This window comes from Bacillus sp. F19, from assembly GCA_023823795.1.
GTDB lineage: Bacteria > Bacillota > Bacilli > Bacillales > Bacillaceae > Bacillus_P.
The window spans coordinates 741,687-764,722 of the sequence record CP085710.1; the positions used below are offsets into that span (position 1 = coordinate 741,687).

At 37.2% G+C, this 23,036-nt stretch carries 20 protein-coding genes and 3 pseudogenes; 12 read left to right on the forward strand and 11 right to left on the reverse strand.

The features are described 5' to 3' along the window. Positions 1 to 197: 197 nt before the first annotated feature. From LIT25_03945 to LIT25_03955, 3 genes are all read left to right on the forward strand, one after another. Positions 198 to 1,607 carry a SpoVR family protein gene (locus LIT25_03945; GenBank protein ID USK34529.1) on the forward strand — a complete coding sequence of 470 codons (1,410 nt, stop codon included), beginning with the start codon at positions 198 to 200 and terminating at the stop codon, positions 1,605 to 1,607. 160 nt (positions 1,608 to 1,767) lie between these two features. Next, positions 1,768 to 2,274, forward strand: coding sequence for a PCYCGC domain-containing protein (locus tag LIT25_03950; GenBank protein ID USK34530.1), 507 nt, complete (start codon positions 1,768 to 1,770; stop codon positions 2,272 to 2,274). 160 nt (positions 2,275 to 2,434) lie between these two features. After that, entirely contained in the window at positions 2,435 to 3,154 is a 720-nt protein-coding gene (locus tag LIT25_03955) for a ZIP family metal transporter (GenBank protein USK34531.1), read from the forward strand. 155 nt (positions 3,155 to 3,309) lie between these two features. Here the strand turns inward: LIT25_03955 and LIT25_03960 are convergent, their stop codons facing one another. The 4 genes and pseudogenes from LIT25_03960 to LIT25_03975 all read right to left on the reverse strand — a co-directional run bounded on the left by LIT25_03960 (position 3,310) and on the right by LIT25_03975 (position 6,402). Continuing rightward, positions 3,310 to 3,489 carry a twin-arginine translocase TatA/TatE family subunit gene (locus LIT25_03960; GenBank protein ID USK34532.1) on the reverse strand — a complete coding sequence of 60 codons (180 nt, stop codon included), beginning with the start codon at positions 3,487 to 3,489 and terminating at the stop codon, positions 3,310 to 3,312. Positions 3,490 to 3,501: 12 nt separating this feature from the next. After that, entirely contained in the window at positions 3,502 to 4,671 is a 1,170-nt protein-coding gene (locus tag LIT25_03965) for a ZIP family metal transporter (GenBank protein USK34533.1), read from the reverse strand. Between the two features lie 15 nt (positions 4,672 to 4,686). Further along, entirely contained in the window at positions 4,687 to 5,703 is a 1,017-nt protein-coding gene (locus LIT25_03970; GenBank protein ID USK34534.1) for a multicopper oxidase domain-containing protein, read from the reverse strand. Positions 5,704 to 6,198: 495 nt separating this feature from the next. Then, positions 6,199 to 6,402, reverse strand: a pseudogene (locus LIT25_03975) (NAD(P)-binding domain-containing protein). A gap of 132 nt (positions 6,403 to 6,534) precedes the next feature. On the opposite strand from LIT25_03975, the gene LIT25_03980 reads away from it, so the two are divergent. The 5 genes and pseudogenes from LIT25_03980 to LIT25_04000 all read left to right on the forward strand — a co-directional run bounded on the left by LIT25_03980 (position 6,535) and on the right by LIT25_04000 (position 11,148). Then, a complete protein-coding gene (locus LIT25_03980) occupies positions 6,535 to 6,906 on the forward strand; it encodes a metalloregulator ArsR/SmtB family transcription factor (GenBank protein USK34535.1) in 372 nt (123 codons plus the stop codon). Positions 6,907 to 6,919: 13 nt separating this feature from the next. Then, positions 6,920 to 9,037 (forward strand): cadmium-translocating P-type ATPase, encoded by a 2,118-nt coding sequence (gene cadA, locus LIT25_03985; GenBank protein ID USK36152.1) that lies wholly within the window; start codon positions 6,920 to 6,922, stop codon positions 9,035 to 9,037. Between the two features lie 107 nt (positions 9,038 to 9,144). Continuing rightward, positions 9,145 to 9,570: pseudogene (locus LIT25_03990) on the forward strand (IS3 family transposase). Positions 9,571 to 9,762: 192 nt separating this feature from the next. Beyond that, the gene (locus LIT25_03995) at positions 9,763 to 10,110 is read left to right on the forward strand and encodes a hypothetical protein (protein ID USK34536.1); all 348 of its coding nucleotides are present in this window, start codon (positions 9,763 to 9,765) and stop codon (positions 10,108 to 10,110) included. A gap of 870 nt (positions 10,111 to 10,980) precedes the next feature. Then, positions 10,981 to 11,148 carry a hypothetical protein gene (locus tag LIT25_04000; GenBank protein USK34537.1) on the forward strand — a complete coding sequence of 56 codons (168 nt, stop codon included), beginning with the start codon at positions 10,981 to 10,983 and terminating at the stop codon, positions 11,146 to 11,148. 194 nt (positions 11,149 to 11,342) lie between these two features. Here the strand turns inward: LIT25_04000 and LIT25_04005 are convergent, their stop codons facing one another. The 3 genes from LIT25_04005 to LIT25_04015 form a co-directional block, all read right to left on the reverse strand. Continuing rightward, entirely contained in the window at positions 11,343 to 11,780 is a 438-nt protein-coding gene (locus tag LIT25_04005) for a hypothetical protein (protein ID USK34538.1), read from the reverse strand. 41 nt (positions 11,781 to 11,821) lie between these two features. Continuing rightward, positions 11,822 to 11,983, reverse strand: a complete 162-nt coding sequence (locus LIT25_04010) for a hypothetical protein (protein ID USK34539.1) — start codon at positions 11,981 to 11,983, stop codon at positions 11,822 to 11,824. A gap of 298 nt (positions 11,984 to 12,281) precedes the next feature. Further along, positions 12,282 to 12,692 (reverse strand): hypothetical protein, encoded by a 411-nt coding sequence (locus tag LIT25_04015; protein ID USK34540.1) that lies wholly within the window; start codon positions 12,690 to 12,692, stop codon positions 12,282 to 12,284. 392 nt (positions 12,693 to 13,084) lie between these two features. On the opposite strand from LIT25_04015, the gene LIT25_04020 reads away from it, so the two are divergent. Together LIT25_04020 and LIT25_04025 are read left to right on the forward strand one after the other, a co-directional pair. Then, on the forward strand, positions 13,085 to 13,417 hold the full coding sequence (locus tag LIT25_04020; GenBank protein ID USK34541.1) for a nuclear transport factor 2 family protein: 333 nt from the start codon (positions 13,085 to 13,087) through the stop codon (positions 13,415 to 13,417). Between the two features lie 31 nt (positions 13,418 to 13,448). After that, entirely contained in the window at positions 13,449 to 14,156 is a 708-nt protein-coding gene (locus tag LIT25_04025) for an IS6 family transposase (protein USK34542.1), read from the forward strand. A gap of 346 nt (positions 14,157 to 14,502) precedes the next feature. Here the strand turns inward: LIT25_04025 and LIT25_04030 are convergent, their stop codons facing one another. The 4 genes and pseudogenes from LIT25_04030 to LIT25_04045 all read right to left on the reverse strand — a co-directional run bounded on the left by LIT25_04030 (position 14,503) and on the right by LIT25_04045 (position 17,005). After that, the gene (locus LIT25_04030; protein ID USK34543.1) at positions 14,503 to 15,021 is read right to left on the reverse strand and encodes a hypothetical protein; all 519 of its coding nucleotides are present in this window, start codon (positions 15,019 to 15,021) and stop codon (positions 14,503 to 14,505) included. Between the two features lie 240 nt (positions 15,022 to 15,261). Beyond that, positions 15,262 to 15,915, reverse strand: coding sequence for a YdeI/OmpD-associated family protein (locus LIT25_04035; protein USK34544.1), 654 nt, complete (start codon positions 15,913 to 15,915; stop codon positions 15,262 to 15,264). A 92-nt stretch (positions 15,916 to 16,007) separates the two neighbouring features. Further along, a pseudogene (locus LIT25_04040) lies at positions 16,008 to 16,377 on the reverse strand (iron chaperone). Positions 16,378 to 16,729: 352 nt separating this feature from the next. After that, positions 16,730 to 17,005, reverse strand: a complete 276-nt coding sequence (locus tag LIT25_04045) for a hypothetical protein (protein USK34545.1) — start codon at positions 17,003 to 17,005, stop codon at positions 16,730 to 16,732. A 257-nt stretch (positions 17,006 to 17,262) separates the two neighbouring features. Between LIT25_04045 and LIT25_04050 the strand changes: the two genes are divergently transcribed. Both LIT25_04050 and LIT25_04055 read left to right on the forward strand, forming a co-directional pair. Next, positions 17,263 to 17,949, forward strand: a complete 687-nt coding sequence (locus tag LIT25_04050; protein USK34546.1) for an MBL fold metallo-hydrolase — start codon at positions 17,263 to 17,265, stop codon at positions 17,947 to 17,949. An 877-nt stretch (positions 17,950 to 18,826) separates the two neighbouring features. Then, positions 18,827 to 22,963 (forward strand): S8 family serine peptidase, encoded by a 4,137-nt coding sequence (locus LIT25_04055; GenBank protein ID USK34547.1) that lies wholly within the window; start codon positions 18,827 to 18,829, stop codon positions 22,961 to 22,963. The last annotated feature ends 73 nt before the right edge of the window (positions 22,964 to 23,036 follow it).

Genomic DNA, 23,036 nt, shown 5'->3' on the forward strand with positions numbered 1-23,036 from the left:
AAAAAAACGTACACTAGTAAATTCCTGAAAATGGCTTAATGAATGAGAAAAAAGGCTAGGAAAAACAAGATTTCGCTTTTATGTGCTGATTGCCTTCCTGCATTGCACCTGCTAACAGCTTTTCTGAAACGGATTTCCTTCATCTTTTCCGCCCGCCATTCATACATTGTCTTAAAGACGAAATAGGGGGAAAACGCGTGAACGAAGCCTACCGGAAATCACTGGAATATGCCATTGCGGAAATCACGGAAATTGCAGATGGATTTGGACTTGACTATTATCCGATGCGGTATGAAATTTGTCCTGCTGATATCATTTATACATTTGGTGCTTACGGAATGCCGACCCGTTTTTCACACTGGAGCTTCGGAAAACAATTCTTCAAAATGAAGCTTCACTATGACCTTGGATTAAGCAAAATCTACGAATTGGTCATCAATTCGGATCCATGCTATGCGTTTTTGCTTGATACCAACTCCCTGATTCAAAATAAATTAATTGTGGCTCACGTCCTTGCCCACTGTGACTTTTTCAAAAATAACAGCAGGTTTCAAAATACGAAGCGCGATATGGTTGAAAGCATGGCTGCCACAGCCGAACGGATTAAACAATATGAAATTGATTATGGCAGAGCAGAGGTAGAGACATTCTTGGATGCGGTGCTTGCGATTCAGGAGCATATCGATCCGTCCTTAATGCGGCCAAAGCTCTCCTGGACAATGGGAGATGCTGAGGAGGAGGATGTTAAAAAGGCTTCTCCGTATGATGATTTGTGGAATTTGGATGATAAGGAAAAGCCAAAAGGGGCTCCTCCAAAAAAGAATAAAAAGTTTCCGCCATCACCTGAAAAGGACATCCTGCTGTTTATAGAAGAATACAGCAGGGACCTGGAAGACTGGCAGCGCGATATCCTCACGATGATGCGGGAGGAAATGCTCTATTTCTGGCCGCAGCTCGAAACAAAAATCATGAACGAAGGCTGGGCATCCTTCTGGCATCAGCGGATTCTGAGAGAGCTTGACCTAACCACAGATGAATCCATTGAATTTGCAAAGCTGAATGCAGGCGTCGTTCAGCCGTCACGGACTGGCATTAATCCATATTATTTAGGACTTAAAATTTTTGAAGACATCGAAGAACGCTACAACAATCCCACAGAAGACATGAAAAGACGCGGGGTAGAGCCTAACTCTGGCCGAGAAAAAATGTTTGAAGTGCGGGAAGTCGAATCTGACTTGTCGTTTATTCGAAATTATTTGACAAAGGATCTTGTCACTAGAGAAGACATGTATCTCTTTCAAAAGCAGGGAAGAGATTACAAGGTTGTCGATAAAGTGTGGGAAAATGTCCGGGACCAGTTAATCAACATGCGTGTAAATGGAGGGTTCCCGTACATTACAGTGAACGATGGGGATTATCTTAAGAATAATGAACTTTACTTGAAGCACTGGTACGAAGATATTGAACTCGATTTAAAATATCTTGAAAAAGTGCTTCCTTATATTCATCAGCTGTGGGGACGCGCAGTGCACATGGAGTCGATTCTGGAAGGGAAGCCTGTTTTGTTTACGTATGACGGGAAGGCGATTCACCGTAAGTATTTATAAAAAGGAAGCAGCCTGTGGCTGCTTTTTTTGATGTGCAATTTTTAAGGATTCAATTGATGTTTATTGAAAGATATAATTAATGAAAGATTTGTGACTTTCCTTGCTAATAAGGGTTAGTAGTCCATAGAATAGATATAGATCTTACTAGGAGATGTGAAAAATGAAAATCAAAGCCTTTTTATTAAGTAGTGTAACAGCTTTTGCATTATTACTTTCAGCCTGTACAGATCAGCCAGAGGAAAAGAAAACTGCGAGTAAGGAAGAACATGCAGACCACGGTGAACATGCTGCTTCTGGAGATATTCGGGAAGAAACAAAAGGTATCGGTTACCAGCCATCCTTTTTAGCAGATAAACCAGAAGACATGCAGGTAATTTACTCTGCAGCAGCAAAAAACAGAGAACTTTTAGAGAATATTCCATGTTACTGTGGTTGCGGTGAATCAGCAAACCATAAAAACAATTATGATTGCTTTGTTTTTGAGAACAAGGAAAATGGAGCAATTGTCTGGGATGACCATGGAACGAAATGCGGAGTTTGTTTGGAAATTGCAGCACAATCTGTTTTACAGCTGCAGGAAGGCAAATCAATTAAAGAGATTAGATCTGAAATTGATGAGAAATATAAAGAAGGATATGCTAAACCAACTCCAACTTCAGAGGTTTAATAATATGGTAATTCTTGAATCACAAAACGAGCACCCAATTCTTATGAGTTGGGTGCTCGTTTTGGTTTAAATTATTACGCATATGCTCTTCTCTAACTATGCAGACATTGATCCTCATAAATTGAATATACATGTACAAACTTCATTTTGGAGGGTGTAAATGTCTATTGATGCTGCGGTATTTATTTTTATATTTTTAGCTATCTTATTAGGGTGTATGATTGGAGGCATTTTCATACATACAACCAAAGGGTTGTTTCGTCAGAATGAAACATACATCAGTTTGTTGTCTGGAGGACTTCTAGGTGGACTTTTAATTTTTGAGTTAGTTCCGGAAACACTCGGGGAATATAATTACATTGGCATTTTTGCAGGCAGTACCATAGGGATCATCATCATGTTATTTGTTAAGCGATTTTTACATCAAGATCGTTTTTGGTCATCTAATCTCTCGAAAAGTACATTCTTCTTTTTATTTATTTCTTTAATTATCCACAGTTTACCAACAGGGATGGCATTAGGTCTTAATATTAAAAGTGATAATTCTTTTTCACTTTTATTCGCCGTTTTGATTCATCAAGTACCTGAGGGTGCAGCGTTAATGGGTGCAGCCATGTCTTCAAAGCTGCAGTTTAAGATCTTCGTTATCTTTAGTGTTTTGATTGCTGCAATTTTTGCTGCTACAACATATGCAGGTATGAATATTCATATTCACTCGATTAAATTGGATACCATATTTATGGGTATGGCTATAGGAACCTTAACCTACGTTGCTTTCATTGAAATGCTGTATAAAGGCGTAAAGGAAATAACAGTTCAATCATTTTTTATTATTTTACTAGGTATTTTCATGATGAAAGTCTATTTTTTCTTGGTTTGAATCAAAGTTTACAATTTTTCTGTGTACTTTCTGAGTAACGATTCTTACTTAAATCACCTTGTACCAAAGCAAAACAACAATAATGAATGAAGAATAACAAAAAGCTCCGAACGCTCGGAGCTTTTTGTCTGCTGGCGTAGCCTCAAGCCAAATTGTTATTTTTCTTTTCCATCTTCTTTGACATCATCATTTCCATCATCTATGATTCCTTTAGTTGATTGCTTGAATTCTTTTAGGGTTGTACCGACAGCTCTGCCAAGTTCCGGGAGCTTCTTTGGTCCAAAAATGATTAATGCCATCGCTCCAATTAAAACAATACTACCTGGTCCTACCATGTAAATCCCTCCTTAGAATTTAACAAAAAATGCGGTAAAATACATAATCAAGATTCCAATGGTAAAACCAGATAGGTTTAACCATGAAACAGATGGTTCTGCATGTTTTTTATGATCTTCCATTAACATTTTAGTTATGACGTAAATGACTTGAAGAATGGCTCCTGCACCAATTCCTAGGAACAACGCTCCCAAAATTGGAGAGAAAATAAATCCGCCAACCCATGTACCTACAATAGCGGGGGCACCAGCAATTAATCCAAGTAAAATAAAGTCTCTGAAACGAGGTTTTGACTTTAACAAAGGAGCTGCGATCCCGATCCCTTCCGTTATGTTGTGGAGAGTAAATCCAATTATTAAAAAGGTTCCCAGAGCAGCTTCACCTAGCGCAAACGATGAACCTATTGCTAAGCCTTCTCCGAAGTTATGAAGACCAATTCCAGTCGCCATCAGCAAAGCTAGACCAAATGGTGAATATCCATTCTTTTCTTGCTTTTTTTGCTGATACTGATCAAAACCGATCAACAGCAAGAAGGTAATCGCCGCTCCTATAATGACAACCATATTTCCTTGAAGGACAGAAGGGGCTTCTGCACCAATTTCAAAACCGTCAGCCAGAGTTCCAACAAATAAGAATAATAGCAAGCCAACTGTAAGGGCAAGAATGGCATTAATCCACTTTCGAGAGAACCGCTTCATAAATGGATACCACATTAATCCCAATGTAATCGGGACAATCCCGACATAAAAACCAATAAAGCCGTAGTTAAGGAAATTCTCCCAGTTCGTTTCTGGAGTGAGTGTTGCCGCTGCAATGTCTCCCTCAGTGATAATACCGTTTTCTGTAATTAATTTAATTGTATGCGGATCACCTTCCACCCATGGATAGGTGATGCTCACCTTTCCTTTATCAAAACGTTTTAGAGTTTCGCTGGGTGTGACTCTGAAATTCCAAACGGAATCATTCACCATGATTTGAGAGATCGTTAATGATTTTGGTCCAGTATTACTAACAGATAATTCAAAGCCGGATTCTGTTACCTTGATTTGTTCGATATTCAAAACTTCAATCGGAGCTGCAGGATCTTTTTCTACACCTGCTCCATTCATAAGTACCCAACCTAATACTCCTAAGAGTAAAAATAATGGTATTAAACCTGTAACCAGCCAATTAATCTTCATCATAAGCCCCCTTTCTTATTCGACTTCAAAGAATCCCATCCACCCTAACTCAGCGAACTCACTGACATGGGCATGAAACATGTACTTTCCTTTGTATGGAAAACGCACTTCAACAATTCCGCGTTCTCCTTGACATTGCATAATTGTGTCGGTAAATTGAGACGGATTATCGTCTCTTCCAGTCGGATAGTACGTAAAGAAATTTGCATGCAGGTGAAAGGAATTGATTAAGTCGAATTCTGTTAAGTTACTTAGATAAATTCGAACGAGTTGATCCTTTTTGATTTTAATAGGATGATTCATAAATGCGAAGGCATATCCGTTTACTGTGTAAAATTCGTTTTCTCCATCTAAATCCAAATCAAATCCATTCATAACCATATTTAATTCTAATGCTGGTTCTCTAGGCTTCTTAGGATCAATTATGAAATTCCCGTATAAACCTTTATGAATATGGCGTGCTAATGGAAGGACATGGCAATGGTAAACTTGTAATCCATATGGCTTTGCCTCAAATTCATACGTAAATTTCTGCCCTGGATAGATAGATTCTAAACCGTCCATTTCTGGCGGATGAATGCCGTGAAAATGAATGGAATGAGGATGGCTGCCCTTATTAATAAAATGAAATCTCAAAAGGTCACCTTCGGTACAGCGAAAAGTTGGTCCCGGAATCGTCCCGTTATAAGTCCAGCCAGGGAATTTAATTCCTTTGGCTATTTCAATTTCTTTATCAATTGCTTCCACTTCATATACTCTGAGTGTTTGCCCGTTGGGGAGGATGGAAACTTTTCCATAATCAAATTCAGTAAGGAGGCGTTCCGCCATTTTATATCCTGTGGTCTTCGATGTATCACCCGTATTAGCATGATTTGAATGATTGCTGGTTTTATGAGACGTATGACCAGATGCTTTGGCTACAGTGGAAAATGGAAATAAATGATTTAAATAATAACTGCCTGCAAGCCCAAATGCTCCAGCTGATCCAATCTTTAAAATATCTCTGCGAGAAATCTTTTTTTCTTCAGACATAACTTGACCTCCTCTTAAAAAAAGTTTACCTAAGGAAACTTTTTGGTGTATAACCTATACTTTAAGGTGGAACCAAGTTAACTGTCAACATGTTTTTGTTTACAAAAAAAAACATAATTCTACAGTTACAATACGATTCTTTGGTCTAATCTAAGACACATACAATTAAAAAGAAAAGCAGGAATCCGAAAAGGGATACCTGCTTTTTGATGTTTAAATGGAAAGAAAGAAATTAGTATAATAAGAACGTTTGTTTATCCTTTTAATAAGGAGGGATAAAAGATGAGTATCAATGATCGAGGGTAATATCAAATGGACCAGCTTGATGCTTCCGGAACAAGTTAAAGCACTGCGTTATTTTTTTCACGAAGAATATTATGATCATTTCCGAGCCGGTCATAGACGAACAGCAGCTGGAAGAAATGAATAAAATTGTGGCGGAATCCAATCGTGTATGGTTCATTATGTGACCCTATTCAAAATCACTTTCGAGTTGTTAGAATCACCATCTAAAGGCAAGCCTGGCAACGAACTATAGGAATGAGGAGTAAATAATGTAAGGGAATCGTACCTTTTCCTCCAACTTTCACCGATCATGCTGGCTTCGTCCAAAATAAGAAATGATACATTTGCTTTCTTTAAGAAGTATCCGATCGCAAGACCTGCTTGTCCGGCACCAATCACAACGACATCGTATATCATTTAAAATACCCTCCCTACTGTTCCTTTGTTTGGATGACAAAGAAATATTATTCAAAAGATTGTTTGACTATTAGTGTAATGCTCCATATACTAATAATCAAATGAATGTTTGAATGTTGAGGTGAGAGAATGAAAAACCAAGATGTATGTGAGGTAACTTGCGTTGATGGAGAAAAGGTAAAACGAGTGCAAATGGAGCTTGAAACACAAGATACAACACCTGTTGCCAAAATCTTTAAAGCATTATCGGATGATACAAGAGTGAAAATTGCATATGCCCTTTCTCTTGAAGAGGAGTTATGTGTTTGTGATGTCGCAAACATTGTTGGTGCAACGACAGCGACAGCTTCTCACCATTTAAGACTTCTTAAAAATTTAGGATTAGCTAAATTTCGTAAAGAAGGAAAGTTGGTCTACTATTCTTTAGATGATGACCATGTCAAACAGCTTATACAAATTGCTTTTGCTCATCAAAGGGAGTTGAGTGTTCGTGTCAACTGAAGGTTTGGAACAAATGGATGAAAAAAATGTATATCGTGTTCAAGGATTTACATGTGCAGGCTGTGCAGGTAAATTTGAACGGAATGTAAAAGAATTAGATGGTGTTCAAGATGCGAAAGTGAATTTCGGTGCTGCCAAGTTAATGGTAGTAGGAAACGCAAGCATAAAAGAACTTGAAAAAGCAGGAGCATTTGAAAATCTAAAACTAACTCCTGAAAAAGAGAAAATTCAGGCTGTCAAAGAACCTTTCTTGAAAAAGTATGGGTCGCTCCTAGCTTCCGGTTTATTCATTGCTATCGGTTATCTATCCATGATGATGTATGGAGAAGAAAGCATTCAGTCCGTTCTTGCCTTTTTAGCCGCCATCATCATTGGAGGTTACTCATTATTTATTGTTGGGTTCAAGAATTTATTTCGTTTCGAATTTGATATGAAAACCTTAATGACAATTGCCATCATCGGAGCAGCTATTATTGGGGAATGGAGCGAAGGTGCGATTGTTGTTATCTTGTTCGCCATCAGTGAAGCGTTAGAGTCTTATTCGATGGATAAAGCACGGCAATCGATACGTTCTCTTATGGATATAGCTCCAAAAGAAGCACTTATTCGACGCAATGGCACTGAAAGTATGATTGCAGTGGATGATATTCAAGTCGGAGACATCATGATTGTAAAACCTGGTCAGAAAATCGCAATGGACGGTATGGTTGTTAAAGGAAATTCGTCCATCAACCAAGCTGCGATTACTGGAGAATCTGTGCCTGTTGAAAAAAGAATGGATGATGAGGTTTTTGCAGGAACGTTAAATACAGAAGGTTTATTAGAAGTCAAAGTGACAAAGCATGTCGATGATACAACGATTGCAAAGATTATTCATCTTGTTGAAGAAGCTCAAGCAGAACGTGCTCCTTCCCAAGCTTTTGTTGATAAATTTGCAAAATGGTATACACCTGCGATCATGGTTGTAGCATTCCTAGTCGCGGTTCTTCCTCCCCTTTTCTTTGATGCAAGCTGGGATACTTGGATTTATCAAGGTTTAGCGGTATTAGTTGTTGGCTGTCCATGTGCATTAGTTATTTCTACACCAGTATCCATCGTAACTGCCATTGGGAACGCTGCGAAGAACGGCGTCTTAATCAAAGGCGGTATATATTTAGAAGAAATGGGTGCATTAAAGGCAATCGCTTTTGATAAAACAGGCACCTTAACAAAAGGTGTACCTGTTGTCACCGACTTTGAAATGGTCAACCTTAAAGGGAACGAAAAAGAATTGTTCTCGATTATAACGGCTTTGGAATATGGTTCCCAGCATCCTCTTGCGTCAGCCATTATGAAGAAGTCTGAAGATAAAGGTATCGACTATAAGCACTTGAAAGTAGAAAATTTTTCATCCATTACTGGTAAGGGAATTGAAGGGATCGTTGATGGAAATCATTATTACATCGGCAGCCCTAAGTTATTTGAAGAAATGTTTCTAACCCACATGACTACTGAAATGAAAGATCGCATTCTATCCTTACAAAATCAAGGTAAAACAGTTATGCTGATTGGTACGAAGGAAACCCTTCTCGCAATCTTAGCTGTAGCTGATCAAGTTCGCGAAAGCTCTAAGTATGTAGTGAAAAGATTGCATGATTTAGGCATTAAAAAGACAATCATGCTTACGGGTGATAATAAAGGAACCGCAAGTGCCATCGGAAATGAGGTAGGCGTTACTGATATTCAGACTGAATTGCTTCCTCAAGATAAGCTAAACACGGTAAAGCAATTGAGAGATGAATATGGTCAAGTCGCAATGGTCGGAGACGGTATTAATGATGCACCAGCTCTTGCCTCAGCAACAGTTGGGATTGCGATGGGCGGAGCTGGAACAGACACTGCTCTTGAAACAGCAGACGTGGCATTAATGGGAGATGATTTGAAGAAACTTCCTTTCACAATTGAACTTAGCCGCAAAGCACTTGCGATTATCAAACAAAATATTACGTTCGCTTTAGGAATTAAGCTTTTAGCATTATTACTGGTCATCCCAGGATGGCTAACCCTATGGATTGCCATCTTTGCGGACATGGGAGCTACACTGATCGTAACGTTAAATGGTTTAAGGCTTCTGAGAGTTAAAGATAAATAAGTAAAAAGGCTTTCCATTCCTGTGGAAAGCCTTTTTTAGGTATGCTGTATATGTACAAAAGGAAGCAGGGAAATGTTACAAAATTGTAGAAACTGACGGACATGTCCCTATGTGTATTTGTTGATCTTTATAATCGGGAAATTATCGGATACAGTGCTGGTCCACAGAAGGACGCAAAGCTTGTGTATCAAGCGATTTCTTCGATAAAAATTGATCTAAACAAGATCAAGTTATTTCACACGGATCGTGGAAGTGAATTCAAGAATAAATTGATTGACGAAGCCTTAGAAACGTTTGAAATCAAGCGTTCTATGAGTATGAAAGGCTGCCCATATGATAATGCGGTTGCGGAGGCAACATTTAAAATTATCAAGACAGAGTTTGTGAAAAAACGCCACTTCGAATCACTATCCGACTTAAAGAGGGAACTATTTGATTATGTGAACTGGTTTAATGGAACAAGAATTCATGGAACATTGGGTTATTTAAGCCCACGAGAATACAAAAATTTACACCTTAAGAAAACTGTTTAGTTTAGTGTTGACATACCAGTTTGCTTATCCGAAAAAGAACAAGTTATCAAGAAATACAAAGCATCCGTTGTAGGTCCGCAACACTTTTTATCTATGTTGGCTCCAAATACACAGTTGAGAAAACCAAAATCATCCACAATAGGATATTTTATCGTTACGACACATCGAATCATTTTTGTTGGTGAAACAAAGGTGAATGAATTTTTTACAATTAGGGATGTAAGTATTGATAAAGTAACTGGAGTTATTTCTTACATAGGTAAAAAGGTAAATATCTTCAAGGTTTTAGGAGGATTATTTCTTTTGCCAATCGAATTAATTTTCTCTTATCTTTTAACGACTGTGAGTGATTCTTTCATATCGATCCTTGCAACTATCTTATTCATAGGTGGGCCATTCTTTATGATCTACTCTGGTCTGGTAAAAAAATATACACAAATAGATTTAAGAATTATGGCTAGTAATGATGGAAATAGTGCTGTTGGAGTTTCTGCTGACATAAACCTTGGACTTTTAGCGAGAATTTTATATACAATCTAAAGCAGACAGAGAGAAAGCTTGGATGGCCGTTGATGCAGCAAACACAGCTGCCGATACACAAAAGCTAATGAGGGAACTTGGTGCCCTTGTACGTGATGTTCAAAATTAGGTCATCAAGCTGTTGCTAAATGGCAAGATAAAAATGTTCTTAAGGAAATTATAGATACAGATTTGGAGCATTCAGAAAATCTAGATGTTAATCAATCAAATAATACTTTATCTGCTAACTCATCAGAGGTTTCAAATTTACAAAATATTTTTCAGTAAAATCACTTAGGTTATGTGAACAAGAACTCCCTTCAGAACGCAAGTTCTGAAGGGGGTTTTTACAGTGTATAAGTTGCATTGACTACCTATGACGGTGTAAAAGGCATTTAAAGAAATCTGCTTTTCTTGTTCAGCAATCGGGCGCGATTGCTGAACAAAGAGCAGTCGCTTTTTTACTGGGGTAAGATCCGAAATGTTCTAAAAATGATTGATGTAGATAATCAAGAAACCCAGCATCTTCACATGAGAAGATGCTGGGTTTTTAAGGTTGGATGTGCAAAATAACTCCTAAAGTGACAAGTACCTCTTGGACGTCCAAAAGGTACTCAACCTCGTTTTGTTACCATAACCAGGGATTATCGGTAGTTAACGGATCGTAATTTAGGCTGCGAATAAGCTTCACATAAGGACCGTATTGAAAATCCTATTGGATACATAACGACAGTTTTAAATGCCTCTAAGGGTCAGGAGATGGCTGCGAGTACATCTGAAGAGTCTGTGATATTGCTGCACTTGATTTCTTACTTTAGAAAATCAAAAGGTCCAAAGCCTGATTGGTTTATAAAAAAATAATCGATTGAACAGTTAAAAACAGAGTTCAATATGAATGAAAAAGAGGCATTATCAATCTTTGAAGGGGTTAGAGCAGGATTATACGAGGCCTTAAATATAAATGTCTCCTCTGAGGAATATAAAGAAGAAGACTTCGAAAAAGAAAAAATAAAATTGAAAAAACTCATCCGGCAAAGGAATTCCGCCTCACCTAAATGAGGCATTGCATAAACCGTTATGGGGATGTTTATTCGGAGGGGTATGCCCTTATAATATTTAATTGGATTTATTCTTTAATAAAAAATATTGATCATTATTGTGTTCTCTAATGAACTAACGCATTCGTTAGTTCATTAAAGAATTACCCCTCTTAAAAAGTAAATAATTAGTTTTATCTATTAGTGTTGTAATGTTCAATCATCATCTTCTTTAACAAAATCATCTAGACGGAAGAAGAGGGTCGGGTCAGCGAATTCTACATATCCTCCTCCTGCGTTCACACTTCCTCCAGTTACGCTAACTTCCATTTTTTCCGCATCTAGATCGATATCACCTCGAATGCTTACACGATAAGTATTAAAAAAGGTAATTGGTACCGCTACTATCGTGCATTCATTGGGTTGTAGTATAACCGTTGTTTCCGGTAAAGCAGGTGGTCCTTCAACGCTTGTTGTTGGAAAAAGCGCTAAAGTGCACTCATCTACAGTTACCTTAACTATTCTCGTGTCATCTGTATGATTTTTAAAAACGATATTCAGACCGTTATTGACTCTTCCGAAAAAGTTAAATTCGCTCGCATTAGGAGACAATGGGACGTAAAAAGGTCCCGTGGATATTTTCTTTTTTGACATTTTACAAACCTCCAAAATTATTTTTGATTATTTGTTAACGACTAACTGCTGTACTCTTTCTCAAGAATGTATGTTAAGCCATTATTAAAATTTAATTGTTGTTTTATTTGGTATCCTTGTGATAATAGGTCTTCTATAATTTGTTCAAGAGGTAATATGGGATCAGTACCTGAATAATTTAAAACGATTAACGCTTTATTCATGTTCTTACACCTCCTTTAAAAATCTACTTTACTTATTTATTAGATTCCGAATATCGTATAAATGAAATGGACCAGAAGACACCATTAACAAATTAATTCAAGCAGGAATTGAATTGTTTTCTAAACAAGGCTATTCTAGTTACGAAGATAAACAAGGCACTACGGCAGCTCGGGAAGGATGTGCCGGATGATTATTTCGGCATGTAAGAGAGAGCAAAGAGGTTGGGTCCCTCTTAGAGTCCAAAAGGGACCCAACCTCTTTTTGTCGTGACATAAGATCTGTTAGATTTAGTCTAAGTTAATCTTCATCTACCTCGATAAAGTCTTCATGTTTAAACACCATTGACACAGTTGGACGTCCATCATTACCACCGAACAATGCCACTTCAATGCCTTCTGCCTCTTCATCTGTATCACCTTCAACGGTTACACGAAGCATGTCACCACTTTGGAAGGTAGAAGGGCCATCCAATACTCTTAAAACTGTACAGTGTTCTGACGGTAGAGTTACTAGTTGGTTGAGAATTGTAGTCTCTGGAGCAGTAGTTGGGAATAAAGTACCTGCACAACGGTCAACTGTTACACGAACAGTTTTAGGTTGATCAGTAGGATTTTTAAGACCAATCACTAAACGATCTACAGGTAGATTACTAGTACCGTCAATAAATAATGGTACAAAAAATGGACCTGATGTGATCTTATTACTCATTTATTAGTGCCTCCTTTTCTTTTTGGTAATATATTTTATTCTGATTTATCCATAGTGAAACGGACAAACTGATCAGGTGAATCAACCATTTTTTCTCATTTTATCTATTAAAAGTTATCTCCTAACAAAAAGATATTTTTAGTATGTATACTCTATACAAATCTAGTTAACATAAACAGTAATTATAGGCAATGAAAGAGGTTGGGTATCTTTTGGACGTCCAAAAGGTACCCAACCTCTTTTTGTTGACATAAGCGATGTTATCAGTACTGAAAAAAGGATATTTAGTTCATATAATGTTCGTACTGTGCAATAACCACTCCCTATTTCTCACCAATCAACTAATAAAACTGTGTTAGACTTATTTAAAAAAGACAATGGGAGGACTTAAAATGGAAGTATTACAAAATTACATCAAAGCAACAAATACTCACAATTTTGACGAAGTCAGAAAAGTGCTGCACCCTAATGCTGTTTACTTCTTCACAGATCGAAATTGTACTACTCACGAAGAAATCCAAACATACTTTGAGAACGCTTGGTCATTGGTTGAAAACGAAAATTATGAAGCAAAAGATGTGAAATGGCTATTCACAACAAGTAACTCAGCAACTTGTACATATACATATTTCTATGAAGGCTATATCAATGGAAAATATATAAGTGGTCATGGAAGAGCTACTAAGGTTCTGGTGCAAGTAATCTCTAAATCTTGGACATACTGATACTATTACTCTAAAAAGGTGCGTGATCAGTATGGAAAAGGAAAATTTGTTCAAATGGAAGCACTATCAGCCTGATATTATTTTATTAACGGTAAGATGGTACCTACGGTACACCCTAAGTTTTCGTGATTTGGTGGAAATGATGGAGGAGCGAGGTCTGTCCATTGCTCACACAACCATTATGCGTTGGGTACATCAATATGGTCCTGAGTTGGATAAGAGAATCCGACGTCATCTCAAACAAACCAATGACTCATGGAGAGTGGACGAAACGTACATAAAAGTAAAAGGACAATGGATGTACCTGTATCGTGCAGTCGATTCAGATGGGAATACCATTGACTTTTTCCTTAGTAAAACGAGAGATGCCAAATCAGCCAAGCGCTACTTGAAAAAAGCCTTGGCTTTTTCGTATGTTGCCAAACCTCGTGTAATAACAGTAGATAAAAATCCAGCTTATCCAGTAGCTATTCAACAGCTGAAAAACGAAAAAAAGATGCTGGAAGGCATCCAAATAAGGCAAGTAAAATATCTGAACAACATCGTGGAACAGGATCATCGATTCATTAAGAAGCGAGTCCTTCCTATGTTAGGGTTCAAGTCTTTTGACACTGCTACATCCATTCTTTCAGGAGTAGAAGCCATGCATATGATTAAAAAAGAACAGATTGATTTGCGGGATCAGTCTGTCCAAAATCAGAAAGAATTCATCCATCAATTGTTTGGGCTTACAGCATAAGATACGATTCCGCTAGGAATATATGCGCTTTATTCTCTTTTATTTTATCTTTGCACCAGAACCATATTAAAAGCTATCTTTAACAATCTGATGCGTTAGTTACTATGTAATACCTCTCATTCATCATTACGTTTTATTTGAAAAACTTATTAGAACAAAACGTTATATTCATTTTCTTAGAGTTCTCAACAAAGAAAAAAGAATCCTTGTAGAACATATATTGACCCCGATAATCCTGAAAAAGACGAAGCACTGTTTGATGCTGAAATAGAAATTAACGGAAACTATGACGGGAACCCTACATGATAGACTGGGGCCCACTATAAATATTTTCCATAGTGGCCCCTCATTCCTCGAATCTTTTCCGTACCCTAAGTGTCAAAAAAAATAGAAAAAGCCTTCCGTTAGGAGGGCTTTTATGCTGTCCAATGCTCAAAAGAAGGTATCCGTAAGAATCCCTTCTTGTAAGGTTGCTATACTTTACGACTCCTTTTAGCCTCGGTTTTAGATATATATAATCGCTGCTTTCATCAACAACGAGTCTTTTATATTCAGAATAAAGCTTTTTACGGTCTGAAGGTTTCATGAACTCCATGATCCCAGCTGACGAACCATCCTCAAAAGAAAGGAGCACGCCAAATTTACTTTTTCTCAATCCAGTAATGACAATGTCCTCATATTGATAATTAATAACCTTTAACCAATCATTAGATCGTGTGGCTGGAGAATACTTAGAATCCTTTCTTTTCAAGACAATGCCTTCAGGACCTTGTTCTTTTACAAGATTAAAGTATTGTTCCCCATGACCTTCTAAATACTGTACAAAAACAATATATTCATTTGAAGGCAATATCTCTTGAAGCAATGCTTTTCAAAGCGTACCTTTCAGCAAAAAGCCAAAGGGTACACTTTTGTGTGCAGTATTTTTCTTTTCTTAGCTGGTAATGCGTAAGCCTGTTACACGGTAGTTTGCTTATACTCTACGGATCACTTTTTTGTTTTTTTCCATTTTAAATTATTTGATTGAGTGTTACCTGCGATCTAAAAAGAAGTTCGAATGAACGCAAAGTGTGGTAATATCTTAAAGTTTGATTAATTTATTTTCTTATCGAATGTACTTGTGCGAGCCGTCACAGTAGGGCTGCTTTTGAGATAGTCCACAAGTGCAATCATTTAATCCCTTTCCATTGAGAATTTGCTGCATACATTTTTCAACCCTTGACTCTCGAGTTTTGGATTGTTTGGCTTTAGAAAAATAAAGAATGTATTCTCTTTGTCGTCCCGGCGTCAATGCTTCAAAAGCGGTTTTCAAGGCAGGGATTTCATCGAATTTATTTTGAAGTTCTTCAGGAATTATGATTTCTGTATTCTTTTTAAAATTCACTTCCAAACCGGCTTTTTCAACTTCAATGGCTTCATAAATATAGGCTTTCAAGATGGTTTCCATTTCAACTATTTCTTTAACATGGGTGAACCTAATCTGGCGCGCCGCCTGTACATTCTCCGTTTGTTGGATTAGAATCCCATGGGCATCCTGTAACAAGGCACCTTTGTGAAACAGAAGCGCACAATATTCTTTGAATCCATGTATTAAAACTATGTTTTTTTTCTCAAACGTGTAACAAGGATTCATCCACTTAAATTCTTCGGTCAGCTCACAGTCAAGAACGATATTTCTCAACTGCTCATATTCTTCCTTCCACTTTTTAGCTTTACTTAAAAATTCATCAACCTTAGGATTCATTCTACTATTTGTCATCAAGGAACACCCCTCTTCAATTTTTCGATCAGCTGACAGTCAAGAATAATCATTCTCAATTTCTCGAAAAGTGGTTGCTTATACGCTAATAATTATTTCCGCCAAAAAGTTGAACAGTCTGCCTTATCCAAAATATTAAACTCGATCATTTTCTCAAGTAATGAGAAATCAACCGGACTATCCCACTGGATACGTACCAACTGCTTGGTGTGATCATAGCCAGCCTGCACAATTTCATCAGAAAAATGATTAATCCCTGCCCTTTCAGGGGCAACAGCCAAATGATGTTTGGCTACGCTAAAGCCAATAATAAATGTGCCGTGATCGGTAAACATAGGCTGATTCCACGCAATTTTTGGCATTAAATTTGGAAATTTCTTAGTTACCCAAGCCAAAACCTTCCGTTCGGGCCCGATGTTGCGGGTTATCAATATGCGCTAAATATTCTGCAAAAACTTCCATGTTGTTCCCTCCTAAAATAAAAATTATGTCGTTCAGAGAAATTCCTCAAACCCATTCGTTTGTAACTTTTTAAACTTCTACAAATAATACACAAACTCCTTCTTCCATAAAACTGCCCGTGAGTTTAAAAGCATTTCTTCACTAACTACATCCATCATAACTTTGATTCCGGTGTCTAATCAATGCGGGGCTTTATAGTGCTGGTTTGAGTGACAGGTGTGGAAGGATCTTGCCAATCAGCCACCAAGCTGAACAAAAAAAAGAAGCGGTTCAATTCCCACTTCATATCGAGCAATCACTTTTCTATGTTTGTATGTAAACAATGATTTAACATTATTATGAAAGCTTTTTATCACTTCTGAATATAGATAATTGCTTCAAAGTCTGGCCGTCCTTTACGGTCAGAAACAATAATCTCACCGTCAAGAATCGTTCCGTCAGGTGCGTCTATACGGTGCAGCTCCTTAAACTTTGCAGTAACTTCATTATTATGGCGTGTATATAATCTGACGTTCCCCTCAAATTTGGAGAGTGTCAGCCGTATTCCGTCAAGTTTTAGTTCACATAAGAAGTCTGGATTTGTAAAAGCCTCATCTGATTTATGAAGAAGCATTGGAGAAATGTACATTAGAATCACCTAAGTTTCATTCTAAATCTTGGGATTAGGTTAGTAACTAGTGGTTTTTTTGGGAAAATAGGGATTAACTATTCACGAATAATAAAGTTGTATGAAAAATAATAAAGTCGTTTAAAAAATATAATAGTTGTTTAAAAATTAGCCGACATGAAAGGTTTTATATCCCCTTTTTCCATATCATGTATAATAAGTATATGGAATATTCGGTTATTGAATGTTTCACAAACATGCAGTATGGAGGAAGAAAAATGAAGATAATAGAGCTGCCAATTGAATTTGAATTTAATAGACAAAAAAATTACATTTATCCTAACTTAATTATATTGAATAATGAACTAACTTTGGTCGATACAGGGTATACAAATTTCTTACCTTTAATTGAAAATGAAATTTTTAAAAATGGGTATGAATTGAAGAATTTAAAGAATATAATCATTACTCACTATGATGATGATCATATAGGTTCCCTATATGATTTCAAAGAAAAGTATCCTTGGATTAACATTATAGCTAGTGAAAGTGAATCAAAATACATTAGTGGGGAAATGAAGTCAGAGAGATTGGTTCAAGCCGAAGAAATGCTAGAAAACATGCCAAATAAAGAAATTGAATTTGGTAAATGGTTTATACATCAATTAAAAAATTTGAAGCATGTTTCAATTGATGAAAAGGTAAATGATGGTGATATGATTTTAGATAACAAATGCAGAGTAGTAGCAACACCAGGGCATACTTCAGGGCATATTTCATTGTATTTTCCAAGCTTAAAAAGTGTAATTACAGGTGATGCAGCTGTTAATGAAGATCATGAATTGAACATTGCTAATCCACACTTTTGTTTAAATGTTGAGAAAGCGCAATGGTCTTTGAGAAAGGTTAAAAACCTTAAAGCTGAAACTTACTATTGTTATCATGGTGGTAAATTCACTTTATAAATTTTGGGGTTAACATAGATATTCGGCTTTAAAATCAAACAACTTTATTATTCAGTTTTATAACAACAATCGCGAATCGATGTTTTGAATAAAGTCGTGATGTTTGAAAAAAAGTTACGATGCTTTGCCCCTTTGGATATAGCTATCTAAAGGGGTGTTTTTATAGTGAAAGGAAAAGTACATCTGAATTAAAAGGTGGATTAGGGAATTGTTGAGTGACAATAGAGTTGTTCCGCAATCGGGCCATATTCTGGAGTAAAAAAAGGCAATTAGGTGGTTCATCTCGAAATGTATGTTATTCCATTATAGAATTAGCCCCCGTTGGAGTGAGCTCTAACATTTTGTCAGCTAACTTATTAAGAAAATAACGGTCATTTTGGTATTCTCATTTTAGAATTTATAGATCTCTTAATGGTTTTATGAATTTTAATCAAATACCCTGTAAGTACTAGGCACCGGTTTTGTCCGGTGCCTTTTGAAGAAGATGTTGCCCATCTCCCCAATATGAAGCTAAATATACATTGAAGCAGAATTGGTGATCATATTATTTATTCCTGAAACCGAAGGAAAAATAATATAGTAGTCTCCTTAAACTACTATATTATTAAAATTATCTATATTCCCCCAATTTAAGCCTTTTACTAAAATGAAAATTCGACAATATTCGTAACATTCTCCTATAAAAAAACAAAAATTCTTTGTTAATATCACTTTAATACAATTTTTTTATTAAATTTTCCAAATTAAAGATTAAGTATCATGTGAAATCCCCCCATTTACACTCTTTAAAGATGCACTTACATTTAAATTGTATGTATTATCCTGCGAGGGGGAAAATTTTTATCATAATATTTTAATGGGGGAGAGGTAAAAGAGAATGAAAAAGAAGTTTATTAAAAAAGTGACAACGCTTGCATTGGGGCTAGGTTTGCTTTCTAGCAGTCTATCAATCACATATCTTAGTCTACCAACTAAAGTACGTGCTGAGGAGACTCTATTACCACTTTTTCAAAGTGGATCTGTATCAAGTACAAAGTCTGAACAAATCTTGGCTTCTCTGACTAAAGAGCAGCGGGAGGCGCTGACTAAGCTTCAAGCCTCCGAAAACTATGGGCCACAAGGATTTAATGAAGAAGAATTAAAGAGTGATAATGAAATCACTGTTATTGTTGAGTTTAAGACCAAGCCTGAGAAAGTTGCGGTTCTTGATGCTGCATTAAAGGGAAAGAAATTAACAGCTGTGCAAGCGAAAAACAAAATTGACCATGAGCACGCTACTTTTGAAGAGGATGTAAAGAGAATTTTGCCATCCACTCTAGAAAAAAGTGGAAAAAAGGCTTATCAAATAACGCGTTCCTTTAAAACAGCCTACAACGGGGTTTCTATGAAACTACCCGCAAATGAAGTAGAGTCGCTACTTCAATCAGATGCTGTAAAAGCAGTTTATAAAAGTGTTACATTTACTATCGATCCGCCAATCCAATCAGATTCTAGTGAAGAAGAAGAATCTACTAAAAGAATAGAGAGTATTCCTTTTCTAGGTGTAGACAAGTTACATAAAGAGGGTATTACAGGAAAAGGAGTGAAGGTCGGAGTCATTGACACAGGTATCGATTATCACCATCCTGATTTAAAAGGTGCTTTTAAGGGTGGATATGATTTTGTAGATAACGATCTTGATCCAATGGAAACATCATACGACGATTGGAAAAAGTCTGGACTTCCAGAGACTAGTGAAGGTGGTTCACCATATTATACGAATCATGGTACGCATGTTTCAGGTACGATTGCAGGGCGAGCAAAAAATACGAGCGGTGTAGCTGTAAAAGGAATTGCACCTGAAGCTGAAGTTTATGGATATCGTGTTTTAGGGCCATATGGAACGGGTGGACTGGAAGATATTCTAGCGGGTATAGAAAAAGCAGTTAGCGATGGCATGGATGTTATCAATCTATCATTAGGGATCAACATCAATGATCCGCAGTATCCTACAAGTACAGCTATCAACTATGCGGTTTTAAATGGTGTGACCGTGGTTGTTTCGGCTGGTAACTCTGGACCTTATTCGTATACTCTTGGCTCTCCGGGAGCGGCTGCTTTAGCATTGACGGTTGGAGCTAGCAGTACACCAATTCCGGTAGCGCAATATACTGGAGTAGTATCTGGTTCTACGACAGAATTTCTTTTAAGCAATCTATACAGTGATTTAGTGACCGATTTGAGTGTTTTTAACAATCATCAATATGAGGTCATTGATTTAGGGGTCGGTTTGGAATCCGATTACGTTGGGAAGGATGTCGCTGGAAAGATCGTTTTCGTGAGTACCGGCGTTATTGGGACTCAAACTAAAACCGTTTATGCCAAGAATAACGGTGCAGCTGCCATCATCGCATATCACAATATCCCAAATAGCGGGACAAACCCTTTCGTAAGAGAGGATCAAAACTTCATTCCTGCTTTTTCCATTAGCTATGAGCAAGGATTGGAGTTAAAAGCACAATTAGCTACAGGCAATACGAAATTGACTTTTAAAAATTTTAAAGAAGAATATACAGAAGGTGATAAGCTTGCTTGGTTCAGCTCTCGCGGGCCATCACGCAAAAATTACGATATGAAGCCAGAAATCACCGCCCCAGGTGTGAACGTTTTATCAAGCGTTCCAGCTTATTCGGTTTATCAAAATGATCCATCTAATTATCAATACGCTTATAACCGCATGTCTGGTACATCAATGGCCGCACCTCATGTAACAGGAATTTCTGCTTTATTACTACAGGCAAATCCTGATCTCGAGCCAAGTGATATTAAAACGATTTTGATGAATACAGCTAAACCATTAGCAGACCAATATAGTGTATTTGAAGTAGGAGCAGGTCGTGTCGATCCATATCGTGCCATCCACGCAGGAATGGAGCTTCAAGTTCAAGATGAAACTCCAATTCGCGTAAATGAAGAAAACATTGTAATGAAAGAAGAGACAGGCGGGATTAGTTTCGGTAATCATTATGCAAACGAAGAAACTATTATTAAAAAGACTGTAAATATTACAAATTTAGAAGATAAAAAGAAAAAGTTTGATGTGGATGTCCAATTTCAAACAGATATCAGTGGATCACTAAATGCTAGTTCTAATGAGGTGATAGTAGATATTCCGAAGGTTATTCCGGTTCAATCTTTTAAAACAAAAAAAGTGCCTGTTTCCATAACGGTTCCTGCGACTGCCAAAGCCGGCATTTATGAAGGCTATGTTAACATGACAAACCAAGACGACAAAAACGAACAATATCGGATTCCGTTTAGCGTTCGAACAACTGAGGAAGGAATTGACTCTGCTTCCCTTTCTTCAAATACAATTTCACCTTACCATTTACAAGTGAGCCCAACTAGTACTACCTGGTATGAAAAATTGAATTTCAGATTAAAGTCTCCTATGAAATGGCTGGATTTAGTTGTGGTTGATGGAAAAACTGGAGAGGATATAGGATTTTTAGAAACGATTTATACGGAAGATTTGTATGATAATACGAACTATTATGTTGATAGGATATTTGATGGTAGATACTATGCGTTTACTGGAAATCCAGAAAAGCCTATCTCCTCTCAACAGAGTTATGTAAAACCTGGATATTACCGGATTAAAGTTATTGGTACAAGTGAACGTGATCATATTTTTACAACGAATAATGATATATATGTTGACCCTAACAGCTCAACGATGACAACAACTTTAGATGGAAATGAATCACCTGTCTTTGAATATCAGCCGGGACAAAAAACAGTTCCTCTTCATGTTAAAGTTACAGATGAAGAAGTGGAAAAGATGTTGGCATCGGGAATGAATGTAAATCAGTCAATCAACTCCGTCAAGTATTCTATTAACGGAAGCTCTAAGCCTCTCCTTCCTGTTGGGACAGATGGAACGGTAGATTTTGACTTTCCGATAAATGAAACCAACCCATTCAATCGCTTTACATTAAATGGACTAGATGGAGCCAAAAATCCGACTCCAAAGAAAAATTACTACTTTGTTAAAGCGGGTACACCGTACGGATATATGAAGACTGACAAAACAAACGTAAAAATGGGAGATACGGTATCTACCACCCTCTTCTTAAATAACGTACAAAAGTTAAAAACGGCAGAGTGGACTCTCACTAACATTGGCCAAAGCTTTGATATTGTAGAAGTAAAGGGGAATGATGCCCTTGCGAATTACGGTGCTGCCGTGGTGAATGTTGAAACGACAGGCAACACTTCAAAAGTGAAGCTGACTATAGATGGAACAAAAACGGTGAGCGGAAATATTCCTGCAATCAATCTGACATTGAAAGTGAAGGATACAGCATTTGCAGTAAGTGCAGCCGTAAATCCGACCGTTGCTTATACGAATGATCTGGGTAATCGTATTTCCGTCTCTTCTGCGGGAATGGAATGGCAACTACAGTCAACCTTCTCGGATGTAACTGGAGCAATAAGAGGATCTGCCGTGCCATTAAAAGATTGGACAAAACTTGGTGCATCTATTCGATTAATCGATGCGAACGGCACTGTGTTTGATGGCACATCGACCATTGGTAGAACTGGAGATTACCGTATTTCTAAACTTCCAATTACTGACAAACCGTTCACTTGGGAAATGAAATTGCCAGGACATTTTATGATGAAACGACAAATTCAAATTGGGGTCGAGAAGAATGGAATCATTTTGGGACAGCTTCGTCAATACTATAGTGGTGGCAGTCATTACTTTTGGGAATATGCTGTTGCTGGCGATGTGAATCAAGATCATGTGATCGATGTTCAGGATGCACTCGAAATTCAAAAGGCTTGGAATACAAATAACAGAGCCGCTGATATTAACTTCGACGGAATTGTGGATGCAAATGATATGTATTGGGTTGAAAGAAACTATCTAAAACAAAACCATGAAGCTGACAATCCACCAGTACCTTTCCAACAAGTTGATGGAAAGACACTGCAAGATATTTTAAAAGAATTGCAAATCTCAGCCTAGCATTTAAATTCTCTATTAGTTCATAATGTGTTTGTCTCATGCCGATTTAAGTAAGACGCACTTACCTTTCTAT